The organism is Sphaerothrix gracilis Ecp01, assembly GCF_030405905.1.
Lineage (GTDB): Bacteria > Cyanobacteriota > Cyanobacteriia > Phormidesmidales > Phormidesmidaceae > Sphaerothrix > Sphaerothrix gracilis.
Window position 1 is genome coordinate 1 of the sequence record NZ_JASATW010000003.1, and the last position, 13,900, is coordinate 13,900.

General features: G+C 54.4%; 11 protein-coding genes. 7 read left to right on the forward strand and 4 right to left on the reverse strand.

The features are described from left to right. A partial coding sequence (locus tag QJQ48_RS03540) for a transposase (protein WP_346290109.1) occupies positions 1 to 162 on the forward strand: 162 nt, incomplete at its 5' end. 115 nt (positions 163 to 277) lie between these two features. Here QJQ48_RS03540 and QJQ48_RS03545 read toward each other — a convergent pair. Continuing rightward, positions 278 to 1,741 carry an LCP family protein gene (locus QJQ48_RS03545; protein WP_346289818.1) on the reverse strand — a complete coding sequence of 488 codons (1,464 nt, stop codon included), beginning with the start codon at positions 1,739 to 1,741 and terminating at the stop codon, positions 278 to 280. Positions 1,742 to 1,966: 225 nt separating this feature from the next. Between QJQ48_RS03545 and QJQ48_RS03550 the strand changes: the two genes are divergently transcribed. Further along, positions 1,967 to 3,028: a mannose-1-phosphate guanylyltransferase gene (locus QJQ48_RS03550; RefSeq protein WP_346289819.1), complete on the forward strand. Its 1,062-nt coding sequence runs from the start codon at positions 1,967 to 1,969 to the stop codon at positions 3,026 to 3,028. 33 nt (positions 3,029 to 3,061) lie between these two features. Here QJQ48_RS03550 and QJQ48_RS03555 read toward each other — a convergent pair whose 3' ends face one another. Beyond that, positions 3,062 to 4,771: an ABC-ATPase domain-containing protein gene (locus QJQ48_RS03555; RefSeq protein ID WP_346289820.1), complete on the reverse strand. Its 1,710-nt coding sequence runs from the start codon at positions 4,769 to 4,771 to the stop codon at positions 3,062 to 3,064. A gap of 40 nt (positions 4,772 to 4,811) precedes the next feature. Between QJQ48_RS03555 and QJQ48_RS03560 the strand changes: the two genes are divergently transcribed. Together QJQ48_RS03560 and QJQ48_RS03565 are read left to right on the forward strand one after the other, a co-directional pair. Further along, positions 4,812 to 4,964, forward strand: a complete 153-nt coding sequence (locus tag QJQ48_RS03560; protein WP_346289821.1) for a hypothetical protein — start codon at positions 4,812 to 4,814, stop codon at positions 4,962 to 4,964. Positions 4,965 to 5,048: 84 nt separating this feature from the next. Further along, a complete protein-coding gene (locus QJQ48_RS03565; RefSeq protein ID WP_346289822.1) occupies positions 5,049 to 5,549 on the forward strand; it encodes a protein-tyrosine phosphatase family protein in 501 nt (166 codons plus the stop codon). A gap of 3 nt (positions 5,550 to 5,552) precedes the next feature. Here QJQ48_RS03565 and QJQ48_RS03570 read toward each other — a convergent pair whose 3' ends face one another. Together QJQ48_RS03570 and QJQ48_RS03575 are read right to left on the reverse strand one after the other, a co-directional pair. Then, positions 5,553 to 7,781 carry a GumC family protein gene (locus QJQ48_RS03570; RefSeq protein ID WP_346289823.1) on the reverse strand — a complete coding sequence of 743 codons (2,229 nt, stop codon included), beginning with the start codon at positions 7,779 to 7,781 and terminating at the stop codon, positions 5,553 to 5,555. 61 nt (positions 7,782 to 7,842) lie between these two features. Then, a complete protein-coding gene (locus QJQ48_RS03575) occupies positions 7,843 to 9,279 on the reverse strand; it encodes an SLBB domain-containing protein (RefSeq protein ID WP_346289824.1) in 1,437 nt (478 codons plus the stop codon). Positions 9,280 to 10,091: 812 nt separating this feature from the next. Between QJQ48_RS03575 and QJQ48_RS03580 the strand changes: the two genes are divergently transcribed. From QJQ48_RS03580 to QJQ48_RS03590, 3 genes are all read left to right on the forward strand, one after another. Then, positions 10,092 to 11,843, forward strand: a complete 1,752-nt coding sequence (locus QJQ48_RS03580) for an S-layer homology domain-containing protein (RefSeq protein WP_346289825.1) — start codon at positions 10,092 to 10,094, stop codon at positions 11,841 to 11,843. A gap of 27 nt (positions 11,844 to 11,870) precedes the next feature. Further along, on the forward strand, positions 11,871 to 12,482 hold the full coding sequence (locus QJQ48_RS03585) for a hypothetical protein (protein ID WP_346289826.1): 612 nt from the start codon (positions 11,871 to 11,873) through the stop codon (positions 12,480 to 12,482). A 63-nt stretch (positions 12,483 to 12,545) separates the two neighbouring features. After that, positions 12,546 to 13,895: a glycosyltransferase family 4 protein gene (locus QJQ48_RS03590; protein ID WP_346289827.1), complete on the forward strand. Its 1,350-nt coding sequence runs from the start codon at positions 12,546 to 12,548 to the stop codon at positions 13,893 to 13,895. Positions 13,896 to 13,900: the final 5 nt, after the last annotated feature.

Consider the following 13,900-nt stretch of genomic DNA (forward strand, 5'->3'; position numbering starts at 1 on the left):
GCAGCCAAGTGTCGTCTGCTTTATCTGCCGCCTTATTCACCAGACCTCAATCGCATTGAAAAGTGTTGGGCCTGGCTGAAAAGCCGGATTCGCAAGCAGTTCGCGTTGTCGGCCAATTTGCGCACAGCGATGGAGGACGTTCTTAGGCAGGCAGCGTCCTAATAAAAGTGGCTACAGCTATAATCCTCAAGGAGTAGAGCCGCTGCCTATCCGCAGAAAACCCCACCGACGATGAAGGTGGGGAAATATTCTGTGATCGGTAAGCCAGGCGATTTGCTTACTGCAGGCTGAGACGCGGATTTTGAGACAGCAGGCGGTTGCGCTGTTCTAGCCAGTCGGTGCCGATGCGGATCGTCAAATCTGACTCTAAATTGCCCGTAGAATCGGATACCAGCTGCCCTACTCCCAACAGGGCACTCACGCGATCGGCGGCCTCTAGATCGCCGCGCTGGGCAATCACCTCAGTTGTTGGGACCACGTCCGGCCAGTCGCTGACTAAATAAAGATTATCAAGTCCTTCCTGGGCCAGATAGCGGGCAACTTCATTGGCAATTTGCGGTTCGCCAGAGGCATTTTGAATGGCAATGTGCATCTGCCGCAGGGAACGGCGGGGGGCCGAGGCGAGCGTAGCGGCTTCCGTATGGAAAAAGTCCTGCATGACGCGATCGCCCGCTGTACTGTCCATAATCCAGTAGCTGGCCTGATACTCGTTGGGTTCGCTGAAGCGCCCCGGCAGCATCACCATATGCAAATCTTCGGGGGCCAGTTCCAAACCAAAATTGGCCAGCGCCAACATTTCCTCAAGAGACAGATTAGTGTCTATATGACGCTGCAAAATGCGAACAATCTGCGGCAGCTTGGGAATCACGGTAGGGCTAGTCAGGCGCGATCGCAGGGCTTTCAGCAATATCTGCTGGCGCTGCACCCGGCCAATGTCGCCAAAGGCATCCTGGCGAAACCGAGCGAACTGCTCTGCCTGGGCCCCATCTAGGGTTTGCCAGCCCGGCTCTAAATCAATCACCAAATCCTGAGTCCGATCTTCGTAGTACATGCGGCTAGGCACAAATACCTCAACCCCGCCGACTAAATCGACAATCTCGCGAAAAGCGCCGGTACTGACCCGGACATAGCGATCGATTTCCACCTGGTTGAGGGCGGCGCTGACGGTTTGGCCCGCTAGCACTGCTCCCCCTTCAACGTTGGCCTGATTGATTTTATCCTCACCCCAGCCGGGAATAGTGACGCGGGTATCACGGGGAATGGATAGCACATTCACGTCTGCCTGAGCCGGATCAACGCGCACCAGCAGCATGGTATCGGTACGGCCCGAAAAAATATCTTCGCTTTCAGCCTCCGTCACCTGATCAATGCCCATGACGAGGAGATTGACCGGGCGAGTGACGTTATAGCGAAAGCCTGACTGCCAAAGGTCTTTGAGCGAGAGGGTTTCTTGCCCTTGGGGAAAAAGCTGGGGCGGCAGGGGCAGCATTAAAACGGCGGCAGCTCCCAAAGCAGCCGAAACTGCTGCTGTTGAAAGGCAGGCACAGCTCCAAAAGGCAGCCCTTGTCAGCCCAGATAACAGCGAAGAGGCTTGAGAATTAGCCTTGCCGCTCTCCGACTGGCTGGCGGGAGTAGTGGCAGCGTCAGTAGGGGCTTCCGCGTCTACCTCTTCTATTTCGTCGGGACAGGAATCAGATTTTTCTTTGGCATCAGCTTGTTGATTCGTCGGCAATGTGGTCATCAGATTTTGTTACTCACCCCTCGTCACCATCCGTCGCTAGACAGCTATTCAAGCTGATTCTTCGTAGATCCGCATAGTTCCCCGTCAACCATCAAACTTTGCTGACCCCGATCGCTGTGTAAAACTTTGCAGAATGATGATTTGTTAATCAATGTTACGGTGATTATAGCCTGAGGTCTGAGGCAAAAAGCTAGGATAAGACGGAATTTCTGGCGGAGTTAGCCCATGAGTAAGTCGCTGATCCCGGTTATCTTAGCGGGAGGCAAAGGTGAGCGTTTCTGGCCCATAAGCCGTCTGCAACGGCCTAAGCAGTTCTTGAGTTTAGATGGCAGCGGTTTAAGTCTATTGCAGTCAACCGCTGAGCGACTTTTGCCGCTAGCTGGGGACTGGCAGTCGCTTTGGGTGATTACGGCTTCTCACTTAGCAGCGGGGATCACAGAGCAACTACCGCACCTACCCTCAGCCAATCTGCTGGTTGAGCCGCTAGGAAGAGATACGGCTCCGGCAGTGGCCTGGGCTACTTTAGAGATCATCAAACATCACGGCGAAGAGGCCATTGTGGCTTTCTTTCCGGCTGACCACTGGATTGACGATGACGAAAAGTTTCGCCAAACTTTGCTAGCGGCGGCTGAACTAGCCAGTCAGCAGGGGGCGATCGCCACGCTGGGCATTACGCCAACCTACGCAGCCACAGGCTATGGCTACATTGAGCAGGGGGCAGAAGCGGGACAGTACGGCAGCTTACCAGCCTACCGGGTTAGCCGCTTCACCGAAAAACCCGATGTCGCCACCGCAACCGAATTTCTAGCTAGCGGACGCTTTAGCTGGAATAGCGGCATGTTTATTTTTCCGGCGGGTGTGATGCTGCAGGAGCTGAAAACCCATGCTCCAGAGCTGATCAAGCCGCTGCTACACAAAGGGGCCGAGGCTTATCATGACCTGACCAAGCTCAGCATTGACTACGCCGTCATGGAGCAAACCCAGAAAGCCTATGTCATGCCGGTGGACTTTGGCTGGGATGATTTGGGTGACTGGAATGCGATTGAGCGGCTGCTAAAGGGCGATCGCGACAATGTGGAGCTAGCTCAGCATGTCGGCATGGATACCCATGACAGCATTGTCTACAGCGCTAACCCGGACGAGGTGATTGTTACTATTGGCCTAGAAGATGTGGTGGTGGTGCGCGACGGCAACGCAACGCTGATTGTGCGCAAAGATCGCACCCAAGACATTAAAAAAGCGGTCAAACTGCTGGGAGCTGAGGACAAGTATAAGCATTTGCTTTGATAGTGCTTTGACAGGGCTTGGATAGCCGCTCGCTTAAGCAGGCTCAACCTGGAGCGATCGCACCCGGTTAATGGCTGCCGCTAGCTCAAAGCGCCGGAAGCTAGAAAAATCGCTGACAATGCGATCGCTCAAAATATCGAGGCCCTGCCGTTCAAGATCCTGCATCACGGCGTCTAAGACGGTGGCTAAAGGCTGCTTGCCGTCAAAGTAATGGCGCTGGGCATAGACCATAGCCGCTGCGATCGCCCGTACCTGCCCAGGTTCTACTAGCTGCTCTACGGCAGCGAGATCTACCGCTTCTGTGCCAAAGCGCAGTTCGTCTACGTCGCGCACTTTGAGGTTGACTTCACGGCGACCTTTGCTGGCATCCAGGCTGGCAGGCAAAATGACGCGCTGGGTGACGGTGCCAAAGTGCTCTCCTCCCTCAGGCGCGCGATCGGTGGCATATTGAGCGGCGATCGCTTTAGCGGCTTTAGTCACTTCTGCGGGCTGATAGCTGTCTAGGGCAATCACCGTATCGGCTACGTCAAAATAGTCACCGCTGCCCCCCATCACCAAAATTGTGGAGACGCCGTAGTCAGTGTAGAGCGACTGAATTTTGTCGATGAAAGGCGTAATCGGTTCTTTTTCTTTGGCGATCAAAGCCTGCATCCGGCGATCGCGGATCATAAAGTTAGTCGCGGCGGTGTCCTCATCTACCAGCAGCGCCGTTGCCCCGGCCTCAACTGCCTCAATGATGCTGGCAGCCTGAGAGGTGCTGCCGCTGGCATTGGGAGTCGAGAAATGCTGGGTTGAGCGATTCTGAGGGAGGTGACTGATAAACGGCGAAATATCGACTCCAGTGACGCCACGACCGTCTTCGGCTCGAATTTTGACTGCCCCTGGATCGGTGACGACCTGCTGCCGCCCATCAGCGGGTACGTGGTTATAAATTCCCTGCTCGATCGCCCGCAGCAGCGTTGACTTGCCGTGATAGCCGCCGCCCACAATCAGGCTAATACCTTTGGGGATGCCCATGCCCGTAATCCGCCCAGCGTGAGGGCAGTCAAATGCTACCTGTAAGGAATCTGGCGATTGAAAAGGAGTCACCTGCGCCGTCAGGGGGCGATCGTCTACGCCGCTGCGCCGGGGCAAAACAGCACCATCAGCCACAAAGGCCACCAGTCCTCGCTGGCTGAGCTGGCTTCTCAGCCAGTCGGCATCTTCTGCCGTATTGACGTGATGGGATAGCTGATCGGCCTGGAGCTGGCGATAAAGCAGGGCGCGATCGATCAGTTCTGGCAGATCCCCGCAAAGCATGGCCGCGGCCTGATGCCCAGCAATGCGGCGACCAAAAGCCGGTAAACCGGCCACAAACCGCAGCTCAACCGTTTCAGGGGTGACAAAGGCGGTGGTGCGATCGAGAATGACCTGCCCTGGACTCATCACCGAAATCAAACCGCTCTTGCCGGAGCCGCGCTTTTGCCGGAGTGACTGAGCGGCGCGATCGAACTGACGAGTTAAATAGTCTTGCAGGGCGATCGCCCGGCTGGGGTGGCTATACAGCGCTGCCGGAAATCCCGCAACTGCCTGGGGCACTTTCACCTGAAGCTGACTGGGGGCGGCAAACGGATCCCCCTGCACGTAGTCAATCGTCAGAGTAAAGGTGTCAAAGGCATAGTCACCGCGAATTGATTTATAAGCTTTGTAGCTCTGACCGTCGAGCTGGCGCAGCTTCGTTTGCAGGTCTGCCTGAGTCGCCATAGATATGGATGCCGTTGATTGCTTTGGATCAAAGGTCATTATGCCGCGAGCTGACAGCGCTGCTCAAAATTCTCAGGCCGTTCTATCACTGGTAAACACCAGCAAGCCTCGTTTAGTTGAGGCTAGAGATAGCCAGGCAGGATTTTCTGTTGTTCTAGTGGATGCGTCAGCAACCTGGGAAATTCTCGGTTAACATAAAGCCGATTATGGTTCGTCAAGGTTTGGCAGATCAAACCTTGACGGCAGGATCAATTGTGCGGCCCAGGTCCAATACTTTATGCTATTTCAATCGCGCGATCGCCCGTCTCACAAGTCTTCTGCGGCAGCCGTCTGCCATCGCTGGATCCTGCCCCATCGGCTCGCCGTTGGCCCCTTTCCCAACGAACCCGATCTCCTGAATCTACAACAGGCCAAAATTCAGGCCATCCTAACGCTTTGCCCCCTGGCAGAAGGGCAACTGCCTGACAGCGCGATCGCCCATTTTCACTGTCGGCGCTATCCCCTACCCGATAGCCACAGCCCCCGCTTACTCACGCCCGATCAAATCAGTGCCGCCGTCAGTCAGCTTCATCAGCTTCTGCAGCAGGATCTACCGACCTATATTCACTGTTTAGCAGGCATGGAGCGATCGCCGTTAATCTGCATTGCCTACCTCTGCCGCTACCAGCAGCTCCCGGTTTGGGAGGCGCTAAATCATGTCAAAGCGGCTAATCGTCGCACCCGTCTGACCTCCCAGCAGCTCAAGACGCTCCAGCAGTGGGCCAAGCCGTTTGGGTAACTATCAAAAATGGCGACCATTGGCGACAGCGCCATTGCCGTTGTGGGCAGCACCATTGAGGGCAACGGGTTCAGGGGCTGGCCCGTAGGATCGCTGCCGGTAATAGTAGTCGTAGGCAGGCATAGCGCTACGCTTGACGCCGTTGATTACCGTTCCCAGAATAGAAATGCGGCTAATCTTGAGGCGCTCTAGCGCCTGCATCAGCGCTGGAGAGTGGGTCTTGTCCAGGCTGACAACCAGTACCACACCGTCCATGTGAGTGGCTAATAGACTCGCGTCTACCAGCGTCGCTAAAGGCGGCGTGTCATAGATGACTAGGTCAAAAACTTTATCGACCCGGTTGACTAGGTGCTTCATCTTCTGAGAAGACAGCAGCTTAGTTGGATCGGGGGGAATGGAGCCAGAGGTAATCACATAGAGGTTTTCATACTGGGGTGACTGCTGAATTGCCTGTCGCAGAGAGAGCCGAGTCGAAATCAGATTGCTCAGGCCGCGAAAGTTAGGCAGTCCTAGGCGAGTATGTACCTGGGGCTGGCGCAGGTCAGCGTCTACCAGCAGCACCCGCTGCCCCATCGCCGCTGCGGTTTCGGCCAGATTGATTGCTACTGTGGATTTGCCATCTCCCGGTAGGGCAGAACTAATCGTCAGCGATCGCACTGGGCGATCGGAGCCGAGAAAGCGAATACTGGCATGTAAGCCGCGAAAAGCCTCAACAAAGCTGTGATTCTCATAAGCGCCGCTGGCGGACTGTAGACCGGCGATAATCGGTAAAGCCTCAGTATTTGAGGCACGCAGCGAGGTGAGATGACGACAGAAGGGAATGGTGCCCAGAACAGGAAGCTGCGTTTTTTGCTTCAGTTCGTCGGCGCTGTGGAAGACCGTATCTAGCTTTTCGGCCACCAGTGCGGCGGCCATGCCGACTAGCAGGCTGGCGGCAAGGCCCAGTACTAAATTGCGGGGAATGTTGGGCGATATCGGATTTTTGGGCTGCTCGGCTGCATCTAAAACCTGCCAGGGAACTTCGGCCTGAGCGCCCTCAATCTGTAGCGTTTCGCGCGTGGTCAAAAATCGATTTAGGCTTTCTGTCGCCACCTGTAGCTCTCGCTCTAGATCGGCATACTGGCGGGCGATCGCGGGAAGCTGCTGCATCCGCTGGGCCAAAACCGCCTCAGACTGGGACAGACGGCTGCTGCGGCTCTCTAATCCCTGAATACTATTAGCAACGCGAGCGCGCTCAATTTCGACTACGCGCCGGGCCTCGTCCTGCAGAATGGGCAGCAGATTTTGCCGTTCTTCCTGTAGCACCTCCATAGCCGGGTTTTGGTCGGTAAAGCGGGTCGTCTCTTCAGCGATTTTGGCCTCTAGCTCCCGGATCCGACTGACAAGCTGTTCATAAACTGGGGCTTCTTTAAGCACAGCAATGGTGCCAACGCTCTGCTGTAGCTCTTGCCACTGCGATCGCACGGCTGCCAGCTCTTGATCCAACGTCAGCCGTTGCTGCAGCAGCGAAATGCGCTGCTGACTCAGCTCATTGGCCTGATTGCTAGGGTCAATAAAGTTATACTGCTGACGAAATGTCTGTAATTGCCCCTGAAGCTGATTTACCCGCTGCTCTAGCTGCGGAAGCTGCTCATTGACAAACTGGATGCCCTGCCTAAGGTTAGTCTTGCGCTCATTCAGGCTGTAGGCTAGATACGCGGCTGAGAGCTGGTCTAAAACGGTTTTGATTTCCTCTGCATCGGTGGCCCGGTAGCGGATCTCTAGAATTTTGGTGTCTCGTAGTCGGGCGATGGTGAGGGACTCCATCAAATCTTCGTAGTCTAGCTCTGGATACTGCTGCTGGAGCTGAGTAATGATGGGGGCCATCAGTTCAGGACTCTTTAAAACCTGGATCTGGGTATCGTAGTCCAAGCCTGAGGCCGCCTGAGCCAGTCCTCCCACGTTAGGGGTTAGCTGAGCTAGTTCATCGTCTGCGGTGACAGGTTCAACTAAGAGCTGAAACTTGCCTTCATACTCAGGCGTTTGGGTGAAGGTAACAGCGGCGGCAGCGGCGAGAACGGCTCCCATAACGGTAACAATCAAAAAAGCACGACGGCGAACCAGCGTCAACATCTGACGGAGATCGAAATCGTCTTCATCGTCACCCAGAACAGTCTGAGGTATAGGCAGTTGCAAAACCTGGGGCGCAGCGTGATCATTGCCACTGAGAAAGATGGGCTGATAGGGTTCCATTACCTAATTCCTCAAACCATAGATAAAGAGAATCGTTTGCTTTCCCGCTGTCAGCACTGGCTTAAAAGAGAAAAGGGGTAAACGGCAGCAGCAGTCGCAGGGGATTGAAGAGAGCACCTAAGTTTTCGGAAAGATTAGTTAAGCCGGAAGGCGAAACGACGATAACATCCTGATGGCGCAGGACCGGATTTGTTTCATCATTGATACCTGCTGATAAATCTACGTCAATCTCGCGGCGCGTGGCTGAGCCATCGGGATTGAGGCGAATCAGTTCTACTTCTCCTTTGCGGGCCGAGCGGGTAAAGCCGCCTGCCGCGAGCAAAGCCTGATTCAGCGGCGTGTTGGGCCGTAAGGTGACAACGCCGGGTTCTTGCACCCGACCAACGACGTTGACCTCAATTTGGTCGGGCGAAAAGCTGGCGCTGGCAAGCTGTACAGCCTCTTGAGGGCTGAGATCGCTGGCTGTAGGCACTACTACAGTATCACCCTGCTGCAAAATCAGATCCTGCTGCAGATCGCCTCCCTGCAGCAGGGCCCACAGGTCAATGGGAATGCTTTGAGCGGTGCCGCTGCGGGTCTGACGCCGCACCTCCAGCTGACGAATGTTGGCTGAAGGGGTGATGCCGCCTGCTACCTCTAAGGCTCTAGTCAGAGTCGGCTGACCTTCGCCTGCTTCGAGATTTAGCTGGTGTGAACCGGGGCGAAACACTTCACCGACTACGGCAACGTTTAAAGCCTGCTCCGGGGCTTCGGCAAAGTTGGCAGCGGCTAGCTGGTTAACAGCCGCCAAATCTGTTTGCTCGGCGGTGGGAATAACCAGGGTGTCACCGTCCTGGAGGGCTGGGTTTTGACTGAGATCGCCCTGCTGTAGCAGCGTCCAGAGGTTGACCCGTCTGATCTGGGGCGCTCCGTTGGGCTGGGGGCGACGTAGCTCAATCTGACTGAGATCGGCGACCTGCGTCAATCCGCCAGCGGTTTGGATGGCCTGAACCAGGCTGGGAAATTTGGCTCCTTCTTCAATGGTCAAGGTATAGACGCCGGGCTGGCTGACTTCACCGGCGATCGCAATTTCAATTGGGCGAGGCTGCAGTAAGCTAACCGTCACCAAGGGTCGCCGCACCAAAGGCGTGTAGGCAGTGCCAATGGCTTCGCCCGCCGCCGCTAGGGTGAGTCCCTTAACCGAGACTCGTCCGACCATTGGCAAGTTCAAAGCGCCATCAATAAGTACCTGATATTCGCCGCTATATTCCGGCACATTGAAAACTTCTATAGCCAAGCGATCGCCCACACCCAAGCGATACTCCGGATCGATTGCAGGGGGCAGCACCGGACTGGCTGAGTCTACTGGGCTAACCGTTGCCTCAGGTTCCGTCACCGGAAAATCCGAGAGCGACGGCAAAGTCTGAGACCAGCCCGAACCCGCCAGCAGCAGCCAGCCAATTAGTCCCAGACTACTGCCGCCCAGCCATTTAGAGGTGGTAAAAGCCAATGTCAGCATAGCTTTCAAGATAAATAAATAGTCACCCAGAAGGCCATGAACAAAAGAGCGTTACTGCAGAATTAGATGCTGCTTGACAAACTTGATCCCCATAAGCTTAACGGCTAAAACGATTTCTGATAAAAAATAACTCACTTAGCTGGTTTATGACTGCAGACTGGAGCGCTCTCAACAGAAAAAGTATCACAGCTAACACTTAACTAGGGCCGTAGTCGCTTTTTGAAGAATAGCTTTCCCGTAAATCTACTGAAGTGTCAAATCTGGTCAATTTTGGACTATCAGCAGCTACTAACTGGAACCCACTATCAGCAAAAAAACTTTGAAGTATTGGCTCTAACCCATATTCTTGATTGCTCTTGATTCAGGCGAATAGCTAGATTTTTCTCATGGCTAGAATCTAGCCAGAGCTGAACTTCTCTCAATTCTTGCTTCACTAGATTCTGCTAAGTTTCGAGTTTCTTTTGTAGCTTTTCTTACCGCTATTAATTTTTTGAATCGAATTAGGCTGTCCTCTGAACGAGCCGGATTTCAATTGGCTGATTATTTTATACCGACTTGCTAGAAAATTGTTCGGCAAATTTTACAGGTATCGGTTTTCTGATTCTTTGGTTACAGTGAGTCATAATCGGCTGCCAGCAGAATTTTGTGTCTAAAGATAGAGGATAAGTCACTTTTTATACTGTTAAAAATATCAGGCAAAAATAATATTTCTTAATGTCAGTTAGACCAATTCTAATTACCATTTGCAAAGGCTGGCTCAAAGCTTGAGTAGCTTATTTTCAGAGCCTAATTTAGGTGTGAGGAATCGAGATATGACGCGACTAGCCATTTGCCAAACAGTAGAGCGGAGGCGGAGAGGATGGTCTTTTGGGACAAGAAACCTGCTGGCTGGTCTACTTGTCTGCGGTACTGCCGAACTGTTTGGCTTGGTGGGCGTAGCCCTAGCCACGCAGTCTGAGCCGTCAGCGCTGAATCCAGAAAAGTCTCAGGCGGCCACCGCTACAACCCGTCCGTCCACAGCAGTTTCTGGCTTAAGCAGCTTAGCCTCGCAGCTCCACAGTCAAGGTTTATCTAACCTCACAGCGGCTTCGCTGGCCGCTGAATCTGCGCCCGCGCCTGCCCTATCAACACTTAATCAGACTGCCGCTGCCGCTTCGGGGCAGCAGCCCGTTACAGCAGCGCCGCCAGTTCTGGCCCAAGGGGCGACTTTGCCGGACATTCAGGGGCACTGGGCCCAGGCGTTTATTCAGCCCCTAGTGCAGCGACAGATTATCAAAGGTTTCTTAGACGGTACGTTTCGGCCCAACCAGCCGGTAACGCGGGTGGAGTTTGCCGCTTTGGTGCGGCAGGCTTTTTCCGGCTCGGCGGTGCGATCGCCCATTGACTTCACCGATATTGACCCCAGCTATTGGGGTTACGAAGCGATTCAGGCAGCAACCGCTCTGGGATTTCTCAGCGGCTATCCAGACGGCACTTTCCGGCCTAATCAGCCCATTTCGCGGGTGGAAGTTTTGCTGGCTTTAGGCAGTGGTCTAGGACTGACTACCTCAGCCGATGCCAGCACCGTTCTCATGCGCTATTACGCCGATGCTGGAGCAGTGCCGGACTACGCGCGATCGCGCGTGGCGGCCGTGACTGAAGATCAAATTGTGGTCAACTATCCTGACGTGGGGCTGCTGAGACCCGGTCAGCTAGCAACCCGTGCTGAAGTCGCTGCTTTTGTCTATCAGGCGCTGGTCGCCCGCGATCGCGCCCCTGCTTTGGCTGCCACCAACGCCGCCACTGACTACATCGTGGCTTATGAGCCGCCGGGGCCGACTCTAGCCGAACTGCAGGCGATTCGTAATCAGCTCTTGCTGCCCGATACCCCAGCCGAGGTGCCGACCTTAGTTGTAGCTCCCACAGGAGCTTTGGGCATTCCTGGCTCGTCTGTCGGCTCGCCAACCGCCTTTGGCGCAGACTGGCGCGATGTCTTTTTTGGGGCCACATTCCAAGAGCGAACAAGATTCACCAATCGCTCAGATGGGGCTATCAGTTTAGGCTTTGGTCTAGGTGATGCGCGTAACCTGGTCGGCTTAGAAGTCGCTTTGGCCATTGTGGATCTGCGGGGCGATGCGTTTGAAGATGGCGGCGTCAGCTTCAAGCTGCACCGACAGTTTGAGGGCAACTGGGCCGTGGCGGTGGGCGTAGAAAACCTGATCACCTTTGGCGATCCCGATGGGGGAGAAAGCGGCTACGGCGTGGTGAGTAAGGTTTTCCGCCTGAGAGAAGATCCCAGCCAGCCTTTTAGCTCTGTAACGGCTTCCGTTGGCGCTGGGGGTGGGCGTTTCCGCCCGGAAGACAGTGATGATGATCTGGGTATTTTTGGCAGTGTCGGTGTCCGAGTCGTCGAGCCAGTTTCAGTGATCGCGGACTGGACGGGGCAGGACTTGAATCTAGGCGTCTCTGTAGCCCCTTTCCGCAACTTCCCCTTAGTGATTACGCCGGCCTTGGCCGATGTAACGGGGGAAGCGGGGGACGGCACTCGCTTCATTATGGGTGTTGGGGTCGGCACAAGGTTTTGATCTTTTGAAGCTCAAGGAGTCTCAGGAATGAAAGTATTTAGCCGTCCGCTAGGCTTTTCAGTCTTGGCAAGTTGTCTCATCATCGGATTGAGAAGTGCGCCTGCAGAGGCTCAAACGGGCAATGCCTCTGATGTCACTGGCAACATCATCACGACGAGTGACATTGCCGGTGGTGCTTTCCAGCCGCTGCCTTCTACCCCCGTGCGTGGCACGCCGGTCGCGGCAGCGATTGACGCTGCTCTAGATGAATCGATCGCCCGTCTAGCGGCAGGGACACTTGCCCCACCTGCCAATGGACTCGCCAGCGGCGTTACCGCTACCGACTATCGCAGCGCCCAAACAAGCCTGTATAGCCAGCTCGTTTCTCCCGGTGGCAATGCGGCAGCACTGCAGAACAGCCTGATAGCTCAGGGGGCGCCGGCAGCGCCAACCCAGCAGCTAGTGACTCGTCTAGTCAGTTTTTTATCTGGTAGTCCTGCGGCAGCCTCTCTGGGTGCTACGGTTCAGGCTTATAACGCCGTTGTAGGAGCTGCTGGTGCTGATTTTTTGACCAACATTCCGGCTGAGTTTCAGGTGATTCAAGCCCTGTTAGCAGAGGCCAATGACGCGGCGCTGAGCGCAGCCAATACTGCCCAATAGCGTAGTTCGACTCTGTCATTTACAGCCGTTTGGCTTTCCCGAACCCATTCACGAGGAGATAGCATGTTCGGGCAGTACCGATATCAGCTCGATAATTTGCCTGAGGCCGCGCAACAAGCGCGATCGCAGCTCTCGTCTTTGCCTCAAGCGCTGAAGCTCTGCATCATCACCCAGTTTTATCCACCGGACTATGCCGCGACCGGGCAGCTTATAGAGGATTTAGCCCAAAATTTGGGCCAGTTCAATATCGCAGTTGAGGTGTTTACCGGCCAGCCGGGCTATGCTTTTGATCAAATCTCAGCCCCGGCAGTAGAAAGATCGGAGCGGCTGGTGGTAAAGCGATCGCCTATTGCTCGACTCTGGTTTAATCGAATTCGCGGTAAAGCTATTGGCGGGCTGTTATTTTGCTGCCATGCCATTTTTTATCTGCTGCGGGCTGCTCGCCGCCACGACGTACTGTTGGTAACGACAGCGCCGCCCTTTTTACCGCTCTTGGGCTACCTAGCGCAGCGATATTTAGGTTTGCCCTATGTTTGTTTGCTCTACGATCTCTACCCGGACATTGCAATCGCTTCTCAGGTTATCCCTGCCCATCACTGGCTCGCTCGCTCCTGGCGCCGGGTCAACTACAAGATCTGGCAGCGATCTCAGGCAATTATTGTTCTTAGTCCGGCCATGAAGCAGCGAATTGTGGACTATCACCCGGAGCTAGCTACCAAAGTTTCAGTGATTCACAACTGGGCCGATCCAGAACAAATTGTGCCCATTGCCAAAGATCGCAACTGGTTTGCCTGGAAACACAATTTAGTTGAGCCATTCACCGTTCTATACTCTGGCAATATGGGGCGCTGCCATGATTTAGAAACCGTGATGAAGGCGGCGACCTACCTCCGCCATAAACCCATTCAATTTGTCTTTATTGGGGGGGGAGTTCAGCGCCATCAGTGCCAAGAAAAAGCTCAAAGTTTAGGCCTGACCAACTGCCTGTTTTTGCCTTATCAGACCCGTGATACATTGCCCTATTCCCTAACGGCTTGTGACCTTTCTCTAGTCACAATTCGCAGCGGATTTGAAGGCTTGGTTGCTCCCAGCAAATTCTATTCTTCCTTAGCGGCAGGCCGTCCTATTGCAATTATCAGCGAGAAAAATTCTTCCTTGGGGCAATTGGTGAAAAAAACTGGCTGCGGGGCTGTTTTTGAGCCGGGCGATGCCAAAGCTCTGGCTAAGTTTATTCGCTATCTCAGTCTCGATATCTCTGCTGCTCAGCAGATGGGAAAAAGGGGAAGATTTTGCTTTGAAAAGAGCTTCACGCCTGCAGTTATTACCCAAATGTACGCCAGCCTTCTCTTGAAAGTAGTTTCCTTTAAATTGACCGCGCCTGCTAGCTTGGTGATGACAGCTAACAGACGTTAAAGTCA